At 55.9% G+C, this 18633-nt stretch carries 20 protein-coding genes; 4 read left to right on the top strand and 16 right to left on the bottom strand.

What is annotated here, in order from left to right:
* The first annotated feature begins 125 nt into the window (after window positions 1-125).
* The 4 genes from BCM02_RS29110 (at window position 126) to BCM02_RS29095 (ending at window position 3370) form a co-directional block, all read left to right on the top strand.
* Window positions 126-536, top strand: coding sequence for a YtxH domain-containing protein (locus tag BCM02_RS29110; RefSeq protein WP_148932652.1), 411 nt, complete (start codon window positions 126-128; stop codon window positions 534-536).
* Window positions 520-723, top strand: a complete 204-nt coding sequence (locus BCM02_RS29105) for a hypothetical protein (RefSeq protein ID WP_148932651.1) — start codon at window positions 520-522, stop codon at window positions 721-723. The genes BCM02_RS29110 and BCM02_RS29105 overlap by 17 nt, the downstream gene beginning before the upstream one ends.
* A gap of 129 nt (window positions 724-852) precedes the next feature.
* A complete protein-coding gene (locus BCM02_RS29100) occupies window positions 853-2097 on the top strand; it encodes an NAD(P)/FAD-dependent oxidoreductase (protein WP_148932650.1) in 1245 nt (414 codons plus the stop codon).
* Between the two features lie 43 nt (window positions 2098-2140).
* The gene (locus tag BCM02_RS29095; protein WP_148932649.1) at window positions 2141-3370 is read left to right on the top strand and encodes an NAD(P)/FAD-dependent oxidoreductase; all 1230 of its coding nucleotides are present in this window, start codon (window positions 2141-2143) and stop codon (window positions 3368-3370) included.
* Between the two features lie 268 nt (window positions 3371-3638).
* On the opposite strand, the gene BCM02_RS35500 is transcribed toward BCM02_RS29095, so the two are convergent.
* From BCM02_RS35500 to rfbC, 16 genes are all read right to left on the bottom strand, one after another.
* On the bottom strand, window positions 3639-3806 hold the full coding sequence (locus BCM02_RS35500; protein WP_187434464.1) for a hypothetical protein: 168 nt from the start codon (window positions 3804-3806) through the stop codon (window positions 3639-3641).
* Window positions 3807-3911: 105 nt separating this feature from the next.
* The gene (cls, locus tag BCM02_RS29090; protein WP_148932648.1) at window positions 3912-5339 is read right to left on the bottom strand and encodes a cardiolipin synthase; all 1428 of its coding nucleotides are present in this window, start codon (window positions 5337-5339) and stop codon (window positions 3912-3914) included.
* Window positions 5340-5656: 317 nt separating this feature from the next.
* Entirely contained in the window at window positions 5657-6463 is an 807-nt protein-coding gene (locus BCM02_RS29085) for an ABC transporter permease (RefSeq protein ID WP_148932647.1), read from the bottom strand.
* Window positions 6456-7391, bottom strand: coding sequence for an ABC transporter ATP-binding protein (locus tag BCM02_RS29080; RefSeq protein WP_148932646.1), 936 nt, complete (start codon window positions 7389-7391; stop codon window positions 6456-6458). The genes BCM02_RS29085 and BCM02_RS29080 overlap by 8 nt, the downstream gene beginning before the upstream one ends.
* A gap of 189 nt (window positions 7392-7580) precedes the next feature.
* Window positions 7581-7859: a hypothetical protein gene (locus BCM02_RS29075; RefSeq protein WP_148932645.1), complete on the bottom strand. Its 279-nt coding sequence runs from the start codon at window positions 7857-7859 to the stop codon at window positions 7581-7583.
* A gap of 319 nt (window positions 7860-8178) precedes the next feature.
* Complete coding sequence (gene rfbB / locus BCM02_RS29070) at window positions 8179-9162, bottom strand: dTDP-glucose 4,6-dehydratase (RefSeq protein WP_148932644.1); 984 nt, start codon at window positions 9160-9162, stop codon at window positions 8179-8181.
* Between the two features lie 173 nt (window positions 9163-9335).
* Window positions 9336-9788, bottom strand: coding sequence for a PilZ domain-containing protein (locus BCM02_RS29065; RefSeq protein ID WP_148932643.1), 453 nt, complete (start codon window positions 9786-9788; stop codon window positions 9336-9338).
* A 183-nt stretch (window positions 9789-9971) separates the two neighbouring features.
* Window positions 9972-11771, bottom strand: coding sequence for an ABC transporter ATP-binding protein (locus BCM02_RS29060; protein WP_148932642.1), 1800 nt, complete (start codon window positions 11769-11771; stop codon window positions 9972-9974).
* Between the two features lie 70 nt (window positions 11772-11841).
* On the bottom strand, window positions 11842-12327 hold the full coding sequence (locus BCM02_RS29055; protein WP_148932641.1) for a lasso peptide biosynthesis B2 protein: 486 nt from the start codon (window positions 12325-12327) through the stop codon (window positions 11842-11844).
* Between the two features lie 37 nt (window positions 12328-12364).
* Window positions 12365-12649 carry a lasso peptide biosynthesis PqqD family chaperone gene (locus BCM02_RS29050; protein ID WP_148932640.1) on the bottom strand — a complete coding sequence of 95 codons (285 nt, stop codon included), beginning with the start codon at window positions 12647-12649 and terminating at the stop codon, window positions 12365-12367.
* Complete coding sequence (locus BCM02_RS29045; protein WP_148932639.1) at window positions 12646-13575, bottom strand: phosphoenolpyruvate carboxykinase (ATP); 930 nt, start codon at window positions 13573-13575, stop codon at window positions 12646-12648. Before BCM02_RS29045 ends, BCM02_RS29050 begins: the two co-directional genes overlap by 4 nt.
* A 102-nt stretch (window positions 13576-13677) precedes the next feature.
* Window positions 13678-13809: a paeninodin family lasso peptide gene (locus BCM02_RS29040; RefSeq protein WP_148932638.1), complete on the bottom strand. Its 132-nt coding sequence runs from the start codon at window positions 13807-13809 to the stop codon at window positions 13678-13680.
* A 31-nt stretch (window positions 13810-13840) separates the two neighbouring features.
* The gene (locus BCM02_RS29035) at window positions 13841-15760 is read right to left on the bottom strand and encodes an asparagine synthase-related protein (protein WP_187434463.1); all 1920 of its coding nucleotides are present in this window, start codon (window positions 15758-15760) and stop codon (window positions 13841-13843) included.
* Window positions 15761-15980: 220 nt separating this feature from the next.
* Complete coding sequence (locus BCM02_RS29030) at window positions 15981-16928, bottom strand: LCP family glycopolymer transferase (RefSeq protein WP_246183601.1); 948 nt, start codon at window positions 16926-16928, stop codon at window positions 15981-15983.
* A 107-nt stretch (window positions 16929-17035) separates the two neighbouring features.
* Window positions 17036-17896, bottom strand: coding sequence for a dTDP-4-dehydrorhamnose reductase (rfbD, locus tag BCM02_RS29025; RefSeq protein ID WP_342791374.1), 861 nt, complete (start codon window positions 17894-17896; stop codon window positions 17036-17038).
* A complete protein-coding gene (gene rfbC, locus BCM02_RS29020; RefSeq protein ID WP_148932634.1) occupies window positions 17889-18452 on the bottom strand; it encodes a dTDP-4-dehydrorhamnose 3,5-epimerase in 564 nt (187 codons plus the stop codon). Before rfbC ends, rfbD begins: the two co-directional genes overlap by 8 nt.
* Between the last annotated feature and the right edge of the window lie 181 nt (window positions 18453-18633).

Below are 18633 nucleotides of genomic sequence, written 5' to 3'. Positions count from 1 at the left end.
TTGGCCGCGATCGTTTCAAAGCCCCTCCCCCCGGTTATAAACAGGGCAAGAAGTCGTAAGCGATGCTGACGCTTCCCTTAGCGACGCTTCTAAACCAAACCTTCCCTATAAGGAGTTGACGAACAATGGCAAACGCAATGAAAGGTCTACTGATCGGTGGCGCCATCGGCGCGGTGACGGCTCTTCTCGTAACGCCGAAGAACGGCAAGGAAATGAGGGAGTCGCTAAAACTTAAATCGTCCGAATTGACGGCATCCGCCCGCGAACGGGCATCGCTCATGGCTTCCCAGGCGGCGGACAAAGCGGCGGCCGCCCGCGAACGCGTCAATGAATTCGGCAAAGTGGCCGCGGAGAAGGTGGCGACGGCCGCCGAATCGACGGCTGGCGTCTTCCAGAACATGAAGAACGATGCGCAAGCCGACCAAGAGGATAACAAACAAACGCTCGGCAGCTCGCCAAGCGCCGGCGCGAGCAGCAGCGCAAGCTCCGGCAGCGCGACGGGCACGGCGACGCCCTCCCATGTCTATCAATCCTAAGGACGGGAACGGGCCGGCTGACCTGGGACAAGCCGGACGCGCCTCAAGGCCCGTCGACGAAGTTCAGAACGGATCGATGGTGCAGGATGCCGAAGATATGAGACGGCTCGGCCGCGATATGGAGCGAATGAAAACCAATAGCGAATTGGAACGCGACGGCCTTGTGCCTGACCCGATCCAAGAATAGCTTACGCGCGAACGGACGGCCGAAGGGCCGTCCGTTTTTGCCGTATACTGCGTGAATCCCGGATGGTTTGCGACGCCTTGGGGGATAAGAATGGAATCTGGTGGAGGAAACGGAAGGAGAAGAGGAACGATGACCACCAAACCGTTATACAGCGGCAAGCTCTACTGGCCCGACACGCTGCCAGCTTACACGCGGTACCCGCAGCTCGCGGAGAACCGGAGCGTGCGCGTCGCCGTCGTCGGCGGGGGCATGTCGGGCGTATTGTGCGCCCATGCGCTAGCTTCGGCGGGCATCGACACGCTGCTGGTTGAACGCGACGAGATCGCCGTCGGCAGCTCGGCCGCCAATACGGGACTGCTGCAGTTCAGCAACGATATCATGCTGGTCGAGCTCATGGCGCAGGTCGGCGATGGACGCGCCGTCGACTTTTACCGCGCTTGCCGCAGGGCGGTCGATCAATTGGAACAGCGCGCGACGGAACTGCGTACGGACGCGGGGTTCCGGCGGACGAGCAGTCTCTATTACGCAAGCGAGGAGCAGGACGTGCCGAAGCTTCGCCGCGAATACGAAGCGCTGTTCCATAACGGCTTCGACGTGGAATATTGGGAGGCCGACCGGATCGCGGCGCATTTCCCGTTCCGCAAGGCAGGCGCGATCGTCACCCATGGCGACGCCGAAATCAACCCGTTCCGCTTTGTCCACGGTCTGGCCGATCAAGCGGTTCGGCATGGACTCGCCGTCTGCGAACATACCGGCATCATCTCGCATATCCCTGCCAACGGGTTTCACCGTCTTATGACCGAGACGGGCGCGGTTATCGAAGCGGAGCATGTCATCTATGCCGTCGGCTACGAGCCGGAGGAACTTCGCGGACATCTGATCAAAGCGGAGTTGAACCGCTCCTTCGCCATGGTCACCGAGCCGGTGCCGAGTCTGGCCGGCTGGCACAAACAATGGATGATTTGGGAGACGCGGCGCCCCTACTTGTATTTGCGCACGACGCAGGACGGCCGCGTCGTCATCGGCGGCTTGGACGAGGACGAAGAGACGCCGGTGACCGGCGGTCGGGAACTGCGCGCGCATACAGACCGGCTGGAGCGGGAATTGGGCGCGCTGTTCCCGGATATCGACGCGCGCGCCGCCTACGAATGGAGCGCCACATTCGGCGAATCGCGCGACGGCTTGCCGTTCATCGGCCCCGATCCCGCCTTGCCGGGCATCTATTACTGTCTGGGTTATGGCGGCAACGGAACGGTCTACAGCATGCTCGCCTCGCAGCTGCTGCTCGATCTGATACGAGGCGAAGAGCCCGACCCGATCGCGAGTTTGCTGCGGCTGGACCGCCCCGCTCCCGATCGCCGCCTTCATGCATGAGCCACCGCGACGATTGGCAACCTAGCCAGTGGGAGGCATGCCAATGAAGGACTTGCATAACGGATCATTCTATTGGCCGACGACGATGGCGGCGCCGCGCGAATATCCGGCGCTTGCCGAGAACGCGAAGGCGCGAGCGGTCGTTATCGGCGGCGGAATGGCCGGCGCGCTAATGGGCCGCGCATTGGCCGGGAACGGCTTCGACGCGATGTTGCTCGAACAGAACCGCATCGCCGCGGGGAGCACGTCGGCCAATACCGGACTTCTTCAATTCTCGAACGACATTATGCTGACCGACCTGATCGCGCAGATCGGAGAAGCACCGGCCGTCCGCTTCTACCGCGCTTGCCGCGATGCGGTCGTGGAGCTTGCCAAGACCGCGTCCGAGACAGGCCGAGACGTGGAATATCGTGACCGCAGCAGCCTATATTACGCGAGCACCGAGCAGGATTTGCCGAAGTTAGCTCGCGAATACGAAGCGCTCGCGGCCAACGGGTTCGACGTCGAATTCTGGGAGCCGGAGCAGATCGCGCGCCACTTCCCGTTCCGCAAGCCCGGGGCGATCGTCACGCATGGCGACGGCGAGATCAATCCGTTCCGGTTCGTGCAAGCCGTCATGAACACAGTCGCGGACAACGGACTGCGCGTGTTCGAGCATACGGCCGTGACCGGTCACGAGACGCTTCCGGAAGGCACGCATCGGCTGCGAACTTCAACCGGCCATACGGTCGAGGCCGATTACGTCGTCTACTCGATCGGTTACGAGCCGGAACAGCTCCGAGGCCGGCTGGTGAAGCCCAAGATGAGCCGCTCCTTCGCCGTCGTCACCGAGCCGATGCCAGAGCCCGGCAATTGGCACGGGCGATGGCTGATCTGGGAAACCGCGCGGCCTTACTTGTATATGCGCACGAGCGCGGACGGCCGCATCGTCGCCGGCGGCCTTGACGAGACGGCCGTCACGCCTTACGCCAGCGAGGCGGCGATATACAAGCAGACCGGCCGTCTCTATGAGCAGGTACGCGCGCTGCTCGGTCCGGATACGCCTCCGGTTGCTTACGCATGGAACGCGCTGTTCGCGGAGTCGCAGGACAATCTGCCGTTCATCGGCGAAGATCCCGCGCGCAAAGGCGTCTACTATATGCTGGGCTACGGCGGCAATGGCGACGTCTACTGCATGATGGGAGCGGGGCTGCTCCTCTCGCTCATCCGGGGAGAGCCTCATCCGATCGCGGATCTCGTGCGGCTTGGCCGGCCCTCGCTCGTTCACGCATAGACAGCCGCGGCCGCTCCTCCGAGCGAGCTGGCCCAACGCGAAGAACCACCGCCTTTGCCGGACGTATCCGAGCGGACGGTGGTTCTTTTTTGGTAAGCTGAATGCTGCATGCCCGGTCTTACGACCGAACGCAAACCAATCCGCTTTGGCTGAATGCTGCATGCCCAATCTTCCAATTGGGAACGCAAACCAATCAGCCCTCCTCGCGGAATGCTACATTCCCAATCTTCCGATTGGGAACGTAAACCAATCCGCTTTTATGTAACGGTTAAGCGCCTCCGGCAAGCCTTGGCTGCTCTTCGGCTTGCGTACGCGACTGCCCATCGGGACCGCTATCGTGTAGAATGCGATCGATGCGTTCGATCTGTTCCTCCACGCTTACGCTCATCGTAAGCAAATCAGCCTGAATTTGCTGCAGAGCTTCCTTTGTCGTCATGGGCTGCACTCCAATGATAAGTTTATTGCTTCTATTCTACCACATTATAGATACATTTTGTATCAAGTATTTACGTTTTCGGGGAAGCCGCCCATCCCGCAGCCGCTACAGCAGCGGAGATAACATGCGCGCCAGCACTTCCCCCGCCTTCGCCTTGCGCGGCCGTCGCTCGAATACGGATAGGCTTAGTTCCTCGCACACGCTCAGATCGTCCAGAAAATCTCCCTCCAGCCGCTTGATCGCCTTCTGACTAAATAGCAGCGCATTCAACTCGAAGTTGCTGAAGAAGCTGCGCATGTCCATATTGGCCGTGCCGACGGAAGCCAGCATGTCGTCGATGATGAGCACCTTCGCGTGGACGAAGCCTTTGCGATACCGGTAGATTCGCACCCCGACCGCCAGCAAATCCTCGACATAGGACAACGATGCCCGCAGCACCAGATTCGAATCCGCCACGTACGGGATGATCAGTCGCACGTCGACCCCGCTCAGCGCCGCCGTCCGCAGCGCCATCAGAATGCTCGCGTCAGGGATGAAGTAAGGCGTCGTGATCCAAATCCGGCGCTTCGCCACCGACACCGCCGCGAATACGCATTCGAGAATGGCATCCGCCAGCGAGTCCGGGCCGCTCGAAATAATCTGCACCTGCTCATTCCCCGCGCAGTTATGCTCCGGCAAGTAAGCCGGGTCGCTCAGCCGTTCCTTGGCGGTGAACCACCAATCCTTCAAGAAGACGTCCTGCAAGAAATATACCGCGTCCCCCTCGATCCTTACATGCGTATCGCGCCAGAACCCGAGCTTCGGATTGCCGCCCAAATATTCGTCGCCGATGTTGATGCCCCCGACGAACCCGATGCGGCCGTCGACGACGACGATTTTCCGATGATCCCGGTAATTGATCCGCTTGTCGAACAGCGCCAACCGCGGCGCGAGGAAGCACTGCGTGTGGATGCCGGCCTCCCGAAGCTCGCGAACGTAGCTGCCATGCAGCTCATACGAGCCGACGCCGTCGTAGATGACGCGCACCTCCACTCCCTGCTTCGCCTTACGGATGAGCGCGTCCTTCAGTTTGTTGCCGATTCGATCGTTGCGGATCGTGTAATACTCGACGTGGACATGGTGGTTGGCCCCTTCGATCGCCTCCAGGATGGACGCGTAGGTCGCTTCCCCGTTCGTGAGCACCTCCGTTTGGTTGCAGCCGGTGATCGGCGAGGTCGACATGCCGGAGAGCAGCCGGAACAGCCGCTCCTGGTGGCTGAATTCGCCGGTGCCGAGCTCGGCCGGACGGTGCACCATCTTGCATCTGCGCAGCGCCTGCAGCCGCATTTCTTCGGCGACGACGTTACGTTTGCGGACGGTCTTGCGGTGCCGGTATTCCTGCGCCAGAAAGTAATACATGATGAAGCCGACAATGGGGAAAATGAACAAAATCAGCAGCCACGCAACTGTTTTCGAGGGCCTGCGGAACTCCAGGATCAGGATGGTCCCGATCTGAAAAATAAACACAAGCAGCGCCAGCAAGATCCAAATCATCGTTGCGCTCCCCCTGTTATTGGAAGTATGGTTATCATTCGCGCCGCCTTACCCGGCTATACCGATTGGCGGCATCTTTTCCGGCTGCCGCCGAGCAATCGGAAGCGAGAGTAAAATTCCCCTACTACCATTTAAAACCGATTCGGGCCGTCTTAAACGACTTCGTCGCAAAAGACGACAAATTCGGCAGCTGGCGAGCATAAAAAACAACCTGCCCCTCTGCGTTGGCAGAGAGGCAGGTTGTAATGGCGCGTTATCCGTAAACAGCGCCGCGGCGCCCTGTTGCGGCCGGCGACCGGCGGCGCAAGCCCGCGCGCTTAGGTTGCCACGTCTCTTTTATTGAAGACCAGCCACGTAACCGCGATGATGAGCACGTAGTACGCGGCCAACACGCCCAGGGAGAAGCCGAGCGTGACGCCGTCCCGCAGCTCAAAGCCCGGTTCGATGAGATAGTTCGTCAAATCCAAATGAATCAGCAGCAAATAATCGACCCACGCGTAATCGAGCTGCATGAGCAGCATCGTCACCACGCTGCCGCCCATCAGGAAGAACAGCGACAGCCCGATCGCCAGTCCCCCGCTGCGGAAAACGGTCGAAATCATGAACGAGACCGTGACGATCATGATCAGACTAATAAATTCGAAACCGTAATAAGCCAGCATATACGAAAACGGCGATATATCCCGGTTCGTCCCCAGAGCCGCGAGTATCTCTTCTCTAGCGCCGCCCATGCCGAACAAGAGCGCGTTCACGCCGAAGCCGAGCACGAACAGCGTCGCGGCGAGCGCGAAGGCGAAGAGCATGACGGAGATGTATTTGGATAATAAAATTTTCGACCGGCTCCATGGACGGATAAGCAGCAGCTTAATCGTACCCGACGTGAATTCGCCTGCCACCGTCTCGGCCGATACGACGACCGTGAAAATCGTGACCATGATGAACAGGAGGAATGTCTCGGTCATCATCATGCTCCAGCCGCTGCCATCGCCGCCGCCCGGCATGTATCTGGCGATGAGCGAAATCGCCAGCACGAGAATAACCAAGATGCCGAACATGATCCACGTCCGTATTCGACGGTAAATTTTCAAGTTCTCATTCGCTACCAGCTGCAGAAAATCAAACAATCCGCTCGCCTCCCGTCATCTCCAGGAACTGATCCTCGAGCGATTTGTTCTGCATGCGGATGCCGTAGACGCGAAGTCCGCCCCGCACCAGCAGCGCGTTGACATCGGCAGCCGCCTCCCGGCCGCCTACGATGGCAAGTCCGCCCTCGGCTGCCTGCGCCCCGTGCGCGCCCGCAAGCAGCGCTAGAGCATCCTCCGGTTTGTCCACGTCGAAGAAGAAGGCAGCCCCTCCCGCCCCATCCGCGTCGGCAGTCTGTCCGATGTCGCGAACGTCGATCAGCTTGCCCGCCTGAATGATAGCCACGCGGTCGCACATCAGTTCCATCTCGGACAGCAAATGGCTGGAAACGAATACGGTGATGCCCTCTTCCTTGGCCAGCTTGCGCAAATAATCGCGAAGCTCCCGGATGCCCGCCGGATCAAGTCCGTTCGTCGGCTCGTCCAGAATGAGCAGCGTCGGCTTATGCATGATCGCCTGCGCGACGCCGAGCCGCTGGCGCATGCCGAGGGAGTACGTCCGAACCTTGTCGTGAATGCGTCCCTTCAGGCCAACCAGCTCGACGACCTCGTCGATCCGCTGGCGCGTGATGCCCGGGATCATGCGGGAGAACATCAGCAGATTATCATAACCGGACAGATATTTATACATTTCCGGATTTTCGACGATGGCGCCGACGTGGCGGATGGCCTTCTCGAATTCATCGCGCACGCTATGTCCGCGGATGATGACGTCTCCTTCGGTCATCGCCATCAGGCCGACCATCATCCGGATCGTCGTCGTCTTGCCGGAGCCGTTCGGACCGAGAAACCCGAATACTTGCGCTTCGGGCAAATCCAGCGACAAATCGTCGATGATGGTGCGGCGTCCGATTCGTTTGGTCACGTTCTTCAGCTGCACGATCGAACCGTTCGGTGCGAGCTTCTCCATGGTTCCCCCCCTGTCTGCGCCTGCCTTCTATTCGTGCGGGTTGTACAACCTCTAGTAGACAGTTATCGCTTCTCAACCTTATTATTATACGTCAAGAAGGAAGGACTTGGAAGTTTCTTGATCAAAAATTAAGACCCGCCGCGGATGACGAGTCTCCGCGAACGGGTCTTACGTTCTCTCTCTATGGATTTACAGGGACGCTACCATCGGGATAGGCACGGCAAAAGCTGCCGCCGGTATCGATTCGTTGTAGGCGCCGCCCGCTTTCGCTTGCGGCATATGTACGAGGCTGCCCTCAACCGGCGGTTCAACGGTCGCCTGCGCCGCGACGGATTCGCGGTCCATGCAGCCTTTGCAGCAGCCGAGCGGTTGAATCGTCCGGAAGAAACCGGTACGGAATACGAGATGGGCTTGTTCTTGCTGAATCATCTCCCCGCAGCTTACGCAACAAAAACGATCTTTCAACATTCGATCCTCTCCTTTGACCCCATTGTCCCTAATACTATATGTATCAATGTCGCGAAATATGTTACATTACGTATCTAGCAATTTTAGATTATGACAGATATCGAGAAATGTCAATACGGATCTCCGAAAGATCGCGTATTTTGTCAAAATACAGGTTCATAAGTTTTACGTTTATAAATCATCCTTTATTTCTCGGGAACTAAACGACCCTTGCCGCAAAAGACGGCGACAGCCGTTTTGCCTAGTGTATGCGCTTACAATCCCTGCCAAAAAAAGAGGCCGCACGAAATATCCGGCCCCTGCCCGCCTCATTTCGACCCTATGTCCTATATGCGCCCGATTGTACCCGCCGCCACCAGTTCTCGTTGTCGATATACCACCGCACCGTCTCCTCGATTCCGCGATCGAACGTATACGCCGGCTGCCAGCCCAGCTCGGCTTGGATTTTGGCCGGGTCGATCGCGTACCGCCGGTCATGCCCCAGCCGGTCCGGCACATGGCGAATGAGCGATTCCGATTTGCCGAGCAAGCCTAGAATGAGCTTGACGATCTCCAGGTTACGTCGCTCGTTGTGACCGCCGATGTTGTACACCTCGCCCGGCTTGCCTTGATGCAGCACGAGATCGATCGCCGCCGCGTGATCGCGGACGTGCAGCCAGTCCCGCACCTGCAGACCGTCTCCGTAGACGGGAAGCGGCAGATCGTCCAAGGCGTTCGTAATCATGAGCGGAATGAGCTTCTCGGGAAAATGATACGGACCGTAATTGTTCGAACAGCGGGTAATATTAACGTCCATCCCGTACGTCTCGTAGTACGCGCGGACCAGCAGGTCCCCGCCGGCCTTGCTCGCCGAATAGGGACTGTTCGGCGCAAGCGGCGTCAGCTCCGTGAAGTAACCGGTCGCGCCCAGCGTCCCGTATACCTCGTCGGTCGAAATCTGGACGTATTTGCGAATACGACGCCGCCGCGCCGCCTCCAGGAGCGTCTGCGTGCCGAGCACGTTCGCGCGCACGAACGCGCCCGGGTCGGCGATGCTCCGGTCCACGTGCGACTCCGCCGCGAAATTGACGACCGCCTCGATCGCGTGCGCCTCCATCGCGCGCCCGACCGCTTCCGCGTCGACGATATCGCCCCGAACGAAGATATGGTTCGGATTCGATGCGACCGGCTCCACATTATCCAGGTTGCCGGCATACGTCAGCGCGTCGTAGTTCACAATCACGTAATCCGGGTACTTCTCCAGCATATAGCGAACAAACTGGCTCCCGATAAAACCGGCTCCGCCGGTGACCAGCACACGCACGCCTTCCACTCCTCGCCTCATGTTGGTAGTCTGGCTGATGCCTCTTATAGGTAAGTATATGCCAGAGACAAAGATTGCGTATGGTTAAAACGGCAATGCGCGGTACGATTCCGCCGGGCGGCAAAGTCATCGCCAACCGGGAACAGGCCGCGCTCGGCTGCCTTCCGGTCCGTTCACCCGCGTGCATCCAGTCGCATCCGGACGAATTGATCCTTGTCCGTCATCCGCTGGTACAGATCATGGATGCGGGACTGCTGCGGGTTCTGGCTTCGCAGCTTCTCGTTCAGCGCGCGCACGATGGCGAGCCTCACCTTCTGATCCGGCAAATACGCGCATCCGTACAAATACTGATTTTCTTCTTTGCGCCGCCAAAGAATATGACCGATCAGGACGAATTCCCAGTCGCCGAGCTTGACTTTGATCCGAATCGCGAAATCGTCGCTGACGGGAAAGCGCAGATGCGTCGCGAACAGCATCCCCGTCGGGCTCATATTGTGCACGGACACCGGAATTTCCCCCGACTGCACGTCGTTGCCGAATACGCGGTAAATCGAAATTATCGCTTTCGTGCCGTCCGTTAGACGGATACGCATGTCTTTGCGGACGGCGGGATTGTTGATGGTCATGGGTTATGGGCTCCTCCGACGAGTAATGGATGCTATTGTAGCGCCATAAAGATACATTTTGTATCATGACGCCCACAAGAAAGAAAACGCTCTCATGTCCGGCGCGCAAAAGGCAAGCCTCCATCTACCCGATGGACTCCTCCTTCGGAAACGGGCTTGCTCTTCTGCGGGAACGATCGCGCTCTATAGAGCGGAACCCGATTGGTACGCCAACAGCTGGCTGAAGGTTCCTTTGGTTTCTTTCGAAAGCTGATTGTAGCCGCCTTGCTGAATGATGCGGCCGTTCTCCATCACGATCACTTGATCCGCGTTGCGAATCGTCGATAGCCGGTGCGCGATGACGATGACGGTGAGCGAGCCCTTCAGCCGGTCGAGCGACTCCTTGATATGCGCTTCATTCTCGTTGTCCAGCGCCGAGGTCGCCTCGTCCAGCACGAGGACGGCCGGCTTGCGCAGCACCGCGCGCGCCAGCACGATGCGCTGCCGCTCGCCGCCGGATAACCGGATGCCCCGGTCGCCGATCAGCGTATCCAGCCCTTGCGGCAGCTTGCGGACGAAGTCGGCGGACGCCGAGAACTCGAGCGCCTCCCACAAATCCGCTTCCGTCGCGTCCGGCTTCACCTGCAGCATGTTCTCGCGTATGCTCGCGTGGAATAGGAACGGGTCCTGCGGCACGTAGCTGACGGAGCTGCGGAAGGCGGCCAGGTTGCCCGGTCCGAGCGGCTTGCCGTCGATCAACAGCTCGCCCTGTTCCGGCTTCAGCATCCCGATCAGGATGTCGATCAGCGTACTCTTGCCGGCGCCGGATTTGCCCACGATCGCCATCATGCTGTTAGCGGGGATTTGGAGATTGATGCCGGATAGCGCGTATGTGCCGTCGCCGCCTTCGTAACGAAACGCAAGGTTGCGGCATTCGATGCCATCCTGAATGCGGATGCGCTCCGCTCCGGCCGCCGCGACATCCTCCCGCGCCGCTTCGCACTCGCGCATCAGCTCATTGATCGCCTTGAAAGCAGGGATCGTCGAGACGAGCTGCTCCCAGTTGGCCTGCAACGAGGAGAAACGCGGCCATAGGCGCATGAAGATGAGGACAATCAGCAGCAAATACTCGCCCTGCACCTGGAACACTCGGTACGACAGGAAGACGAAGCCGGCGATGAGCACGGCGGCCGCGATTTTGTAGAACAGCTGGGTCGTGGCCTGCAGCTTCGTGAACTGCACCATGTTCGTCTCCATCCGGTCGCTCAGCGATCGGAACCAGTCGAGGTGCTGCGCTTCGAGCCGGTTGCTCTTAATGTCCTTAATGCCGTTGAAATGCTCCGTCAACCCGCGCATGTACGATTGCGACAGCTCGGAAATGCGCGCGCCGTACTTCTTCGCGCCGCGCAGAAATTTCCGGGAGAACAAGGCCAGGCCCAAACCGAACGCGAGGACGAACAACGTCAATTGGTAGGACAACGCGAACGCGAAGACAATCTGAATGCCCGTGAACACGAGCGACGTCGTCATCGACAAGATCAGGTAGACGCCCTGGTTCACCCGGGCCAGCTCCTGAGTCATCATATGATTAAAATCAGCCTTCCTCTTGCGGAGGAAGAACGACCAGCCTGCCCGCATGATCGCCTGATATATTTCCAATCTCAAGTACCCGCTGAATCCTTGTTGGATGCGCATATTCTGCACCGTTTGGAAACGCTGCAGCAGCGCTTGGCCCATGATCAGCGCGACGTAAAACGCAAGAATGACGGTCAGTTGGTAATTGTCCGGAACCGCTTTGACCGCACGCTCTAGGTCGGCGATGAACGGCATGCTGCCGTACGAGGAGGCTGCGCTCAGCAAGCCGATGAACCCGAGCATCGGAATAAGGATGTAGAGGCTCACGCTCTCGAGTAAGCTGATCACGACCATGCCGACCAGATTCAAGTAAAGCTTGGCGCCTGCGAAGGCTTGTAGTTTTTTGAGATAAATGATTACGTGAGGCATGATATCCTCTCCTATGTTGCTGCTAGATGCGCAAATTCATCTGTAATTAAAAACAAACTTGCCATCTCAACTATTCTTTCGCCAAACTGCGCGACGGTTGGGCCTGATCTTGGACAAGCACCTTCGCGAACTTGCTGACAACCGTAAAAGCCGGCGCTTCTTCGGCGCCCGTAATGACATACGGTCCGGTCCGCAACCAAGCGTGGGCAATGAGCTTGCCTTCCTTGTCACGGGAAGTCCCCATGTAAAGCGTACTTTCGAGCTTTCTGCGCTCCAGCATTTTCATGGCGGCCATCGCTTTGACCATGCACATGCTCTCCCATGGCGTGTGGCGGCTTACTTTGCCTATGACCCGGGAAATGCTGCGAATCACCGGCTCGTCTTCCTTGCGATGTTCGCGCGATGTCTCTTCCATATGAAGGCCAAGCTTCGGCGCTACTTGCGGAAAGGGCTTGCTCTTCATAATGCGTGCCCAGCCTAACAAGACAAAAGCCTCCAACGTGAGCAACTGCTCCCGCGGACGCATCGCAAAAAAGAGTCGAATGAGCTTCACCATGCCCTTTTCAACCCCTCTCTCGTGAACGTGGAAGTCATTATACCGCCTTAACCAAGCCTTCCTTCAACAAACTCTCCAGGAAACGGACAACCTGCTGCTCGCACGCTTCGCGATCGATGTCGTATTCCTCCGTTAATTGCGCGACCACTTCATGCACCGTCGCCGGGCTTTGCAGCTTCTCCCAAATCGCCCCGCCGACTTGGCCGAGATTGTAATATTTGCTCGAGGCGATGCTCAGCATGACCTTCTCGCCATTCATATCGCTTACGAGGTTGCCCTCTACTTGCTGATAAGCCTGATCCAGTGCAACTGCCTGATTCATCGTACTTCCTCCTTATGTGCGATCTTGACGATTTCCTCCACCAGCATGGGGGCAGAGAATGTTTGAACCGACCGTTCGACCCGATATATCCGCGCATGGTTCAACAGGTGCGTAATGCGTTCGAAATGCCACCCAACTAGCCGCATCGCGCCGATCAAAAAGCTGCGGTAAGTATGATGGGATAAAAGCGGCAAACATTGCAGCCCTCCCAACGGCCGAATCGACCATGCGTGATCATTCGATTTGACCAGCTCGAAAATACCAGCGAGCGGAACGGAACGATTGTGAAATTTGGCGCTTACCGGAATTGCGAATTTGTTGACCTCTTGATAAAGCGGCGTGTACGCATTAGTATCCATTTGCATGTGATCGAGGCTCTCTTGCCACAGCTTCTGCTGTGGATAGGCCGGCACTACTTCCGGCTGACCCTCTTCGCCGAAACGGACCGCGATGACATCATCCGTAAGCAGTTCAAATCCGCGATCGAGAAAAGCCGCCGCAAGCGTCGATTTGCCTGCTCCCGAATCGCCGACGAACGCGTAGGCTTTGCCGTTAATGACAACCGCGCTGCCGTGGAGCGGCAGTAATCCGCGCTGGAACAGTATCGTTCCCATGCAAGTGCCTAGAAGATAGAGACGGATCTTGTCAATCTCTGAGCCTTCTAAAGGAGAAACAGCGATTCTCTCTCCGGCTTGTACCCGATAAATCGCTACGCCATCTATCCGATAGTAAGCGGTGTCGTCCTTAATGACATAGTGACTATCTGGACAACCCAACGATAACCACTCGCTAGTCAAGTCTTCGTATTTAATGACAAGATCTGCTTGCTCCGGCATGATTTCCGAGGAAACGAGCTCCGGAAAGGCGATCTCGCTGTTGATGGCTAGCCCGAACGCTTCATAGGCCGTTTTGTTTAACGTAAGCATTTTCACCCTCCTCGTTTCCGAGATTCGATAAAATAAGAAAACAGCCCTTATACAACAACGCGTATTGTATAAGGGCTAGTTTTCCATACTGCTTGAATGATCTTAGGAATAGATGTCCGCGTCGACGAGTTTGCCGTTCACGTATGTGAAGTCGACTTTCGTCAGGCCGAAACCTGCTTGCGTTTCGCTTACGTTAAGTACTTCCAGCTCAGGAGTTTCCCAGTTCTTTTTCATGCTTTTTCACCTCCTTTCAAGAGTTAACCCATTAACTAACCCGTTTCAGAAACCGATATATGATGACGCTGCGCATAAGCAGCTTCATGTGCGGATCCACTGCAAGTTCCGGTCTCGGCGTTGGGCCGATTCGCTCCATCGCGCGCTGAATACCTTCGAGATTAAGAATGCCGTCGAACGTATCATCCCGGCAGATTTGTCGGATTTCCTCGACAAAAGATGGCCAGTGCGGAAGCATGCGATATACCCAATCGACCCCTTGCGCGCCCCGAATTCGCTGATTCAGGCGAACGCGGTCAGGCAGCTTCCCTTCGGTCGCCCTTCGGATAAGCGATCTCCCTATCCCTCCGCGTACATACTGTTCGTAAGGTACGGATAGACAGAAGCGAACTAACCGGGCATCGGCGGTCGGATCTCGTTCCCATACTTTATAGCGGGAAGATAGCTTCGCACCGGAAGTGCCTTGCAAATTCAGGACCGGAAGATTGGTAAAATATCGTTGACGTTCTTCCAGCACGTTATTTCTAGCCGGCTCAAGCCCAACCTCATATCCCCTCAAACGACCCAGGACATCCGTCCTACGAGCAAAGGCTGGATGGATCAGAGAAGGCATTTCCGGTTCCTCCTCCTCTTGCTGTAAGGAAGGGAACGCCTGTCTTCCGATCACCGGCAAAATGCGCTTCATGCCCACCTTCGTCTGTTTGCGAAAGACATGAAGCTCGCGATAGAAACGAATCCATTTCATTTGTTTAAGCAGCAGCGCATAAAAATCAATTGCCGAGCCCCACGAAATGGTATAGTTTCCTCTCGCCCCGGTAAGAAATACCCCTACGTCGTCCTGGGCGGCTTGGCGGTAGATATCGTGAATTCGGAATGTCCCCTCGAAGTTCTTATAGGGGGATTCGAAGATATCCAACAAAGCGTCGACTTCCGTCCAAGGACTCTTGCCGCTGGCCGTCAAGTAATTCTCTCTGATATTGCCGACGAAATCGATCGTCTCTTGCACAAAGGGAGTCTCGTCAGCCATTTCGTTCTTAGGCGTCCAATCCGTAAAGCCCAATTCCGGCACCATACTGTAGCCATGCAAGCTCTTGCCTTGTTTCCGCAGCAGCGGGGCGGCAATGCTGGCGACCGACGTGGAGTCCAAACCTCCGCTGAGCGCGGTTCCTACGCCTCTATACGATCGAGCGCGGGATACCACGGCATCCTCGAACACCTCTTTGAAGGCTTCAAGATAATCCTCGTCGCTGCGGTATCGCAGTTCGCCTTCCGGAATCAGCGTGCCGAATGATTCTGTATGGACATCGGTCCCCGTCACTTTGATCCGGTAACCAGGCGGAAGCTGTTTAATATGATGATAAGCGGTTGCTGAGGGATCAATGGAGTCAACCATGGAGGGAATAGCCAAGAAGTCAGCTAACCAAACTTCGGATAATGCGCGCTGCGCACCAGGCATCGCAAGAAGCGGGAGAATAATCGAGCAGAAGGCGATTCGTTGGCTATTCCGACTATAATAGAGATTCCGGCTCCCAAGCAGATCTCTTGCCCCGAACAACGTATGATGTCCCGAATCCCAAACGAGATAAGCAAAGTCGCCGACAAGGTACTTCGGCGCATCCTCGCCCCATTTCAGATGGGCCATCAAGATAATCTCGCTGTCTGTCGTCTTATCCAGCATTCCAGGGTCCATGCCCAGCCGTTGGCATAACTCCAGTCGATTATCCAGGATCGCATCCGCCGTAATGGCGAGTCCATGTCGTTCATCGAAGAACGGCAACTGCTCCGCGCGGGATTCCGGCGTGATCCATTGTTGGTGACAGGACAAGAATGCGCGCCCTTGCTCCCATTGATCCACGCGATCCGCTGGATTTCTGTTCAGCGCTTGGGTCAGCGCTTCGCTGTCGCCTTGCGAAACGCGATCGCTGTCAAATTGAACAATACTTGCGATCATGCTCATAAGGCCCTCCGTCATTTCCTGGGGGAGTACAGCTAGCTCCTAATCCTTAAGACCTGAAAGATTCGGGTTATCTTTCGCACCCCTCGCGTATTTGTTACTCTATGTATCGTATATTATCACAAGTGATACGTTTTGTAACTATTTTTTCAAAAAAAAATTAGACTTTTTTTCTTACTTTTTTACCTTTATCCCTAGAGCTGCATTTCTGTAGACCTTACGCCCCATTTTGATGGTTTTTGAGTAAATCGTGCAGCCGTTTCCGTTCAGCTTCTTCAACCCTGTAGTACCATATGCCGTCCAGTTTCTCCCCGGCTCCGCGTATTTCGGTCGTCTGCACGTTCTTTATTCCGCTTCGGTATTCGGTCAGCAAGGTTCTCATGTCGCCAAACTTTAAATTCGTCTGAACGCTGTTTCCTGCCTCTTCCAGCAGCTTCTCGATCTGGGTCAATATCTTGATATTCCCTGACTTCTCCAGCAGCTGCCCGATGATCGCCCGCTGCCGTTCGTTCCGTCCAAGATCGCCTCTCGGATCCTCGAAACGCATGCGGGAGTACAGAAGAGCCTCGCGGCCGTTTAATTCGATATTCCCTTTGTCGAATGTATGCCCGCTGTATGTAAACGCGAATGGATTGCTGATTTCGATGCCTCCGACAAGATCGATCGTTCTGACAAAGGCCTCCATATTGACTTTGATGTAGTAGTCGATCGGATAGTCCAGGAAATGCTCGACGCTTTGAATGGAGGATGACAGGCCTCCGTATGCATAAGCATGGTTGATTTTGTCCGTCCTATTGCGTCCGATAATAGCCGTCCTCGTATCTCTCGGTATATTGAAGAGAAGCATCGATTTCCTTGCCGGATTCACGCTTGCCACCATGATGGTATCCGTTCGGCCTTGGTCTTGATTCCGCTCATCTACCCCCAGAAGAAGAATAGTGAGCGGCTTTGGCCCCTCCGATGAAACGGACGTGTTTTGCGCTTTTTTGGCCATTACTTGCGGGTCTTGGCTGACGTACATAGGTTTATCCGGGTCCAAATACATTTTCGCTGCCGTTTGCTCCGCTTCTCGGTAGAGATGCCATGCGGCGAAACCAAAAACCGCACATGCGACGCCTACCAGCGATGCAACCCCAATTATGATTTTTTTCCATTGCGTACGCACGTCTATCCTCCTTTCGGACCGGAACAGAATAGGCCAACCTATCGTTGGCCTACACATTTACGGCTGGATACATTACGTATCATACACTCAGATTAAACGATTTTGCTTTATCTAGCAAGTCGTTCCATTTCCATTCGAACGAATTCCTCCAGCGCTTCTTCCCACGGGCGCAACGGCTGAAATCCGTTCTCCAACAAGGAACGATTGGAGAGAATCGAACAGGAGGGACGCTTCGCTTTTCGCAGCAGTTCGCTGCTGTTTATCGCCTTCAACTCGATCTTGATATCGGCCAATTCGAATATACGCCGCGCAAATTCATACCAGGAACAAAAGCCTGTATTGGTTACATGATACATGCCGTAACACTCCGAGTTCATAAGCCTTTCAATTTGCCGGCTTAAATCGACCGTATAGGTGGGGCATCCGATTTGATCGTTGACTACGGCGATACTCTCTCTCTCCGCGGCCAGCTTCAACATTGTCGTTACAAAATTTTGGCCGAATGGACCAAAAACCCACGCCGTCCTTACAATAAAATACTTGGTATGAAGCTCTCTTACGAATTGCTCGCCCGCCAGTTTAGAAGCACCATAGACATTGATCGGATTCGTTGGCGCTTCAGCCTCTCTCGGAGAAACCGCCGTACCATCAAATACATAGTCCGTGCTGATATAAACGAGCTTCGCTCCGATCATCTCCGCGGCTTCCGCGACATTGCGGGTGCCCGACGCATTGATAAGAAACGACTGCTCGCGTTCATCCTCCGCCAAATCCACCTTTGTATATGCGCCCGCATGTACGACAATATCAAAGCGCTCCAGCGCCATGAGCTCGATTGTATGATCACGGTCCGTTACATCGAGCTTCTCTTTGCCGTATCCGACCACCTGATAGCCCTGCTCCGCGAAATGTCTGCACAGCTCTCTGCCCAGCTGGCCGTTCGCCCCGGTTACCGCTACTTTAGCCATTGACATTGCCTTCTTCGTTGTTCGCGATTGCCTCCAACATCGGGTGAAGCTTATCCTTATCCGATAACACCGGCTCCGTGACTGGCCAGTCGATTGCTAGCGAGGGATCGGACCAAATGATGCCTCTTTCATGGGCTTTAGAGTAAAATTGATCGACCTTGTACAGCACATGCGTATTGGTGGTCAGCGTACAAAACCCATGCGCATACCCTTTCGGCACCAGCAGCTGACGATGATTATCCTCGCTAATAATGACGGAAACCCACTTGCCAAACGACGGCGATTGCGGCCTAATATCTACGACTACATCATAGATCGCCCCGGCCGTCACTCTTACCAATTTAGATTGAGCCATCGGCTCCAATTGATAATGTAGCCCGCGGATTGTGCCCGCCTTTCTTGAGAAGGAATGATTCTCCTGTACAATGTTCATGCTTATGCCAAGATTCTTGAATTTTTTCTCCTGATAAGTCTCGCTAAAAAAGCCGCGGTCATCGTGAATGAGATCTATTTCGATAATCACAACCCCATCCAGCCCAGTATTCTTTACCCTCATGGACTTCCCCCTGTTCGAAACATGATAGCCACTTTCCATCCTATGAGGGGAGACGCGCAGCCCGTGATTTGACAAGAGACGATTTATGCCTATTTTTTTTAGAAACCGCATTCAAAATCGTCCATAACTGACGCCTAACGTCCAAGTTGGGTAAAATGTCCAATATAGCCGATTGATTTTA

Source organism: Paenibacillus methanolicus (genome assembly GCF_008124765.1).
GTDB classification, from domain to species: Bacteria; Bacillota; Bacilli; order Paenibacillales; family Paenibacillaceae; genus Paenibacillus_Z; species Paenibacillus_Z methanolicus.
The sequence above is the reverse complement of the archived record's forward strand: the minus strand, read 5'-3'. Positions and strand labels throughout refer to the sequence as shown.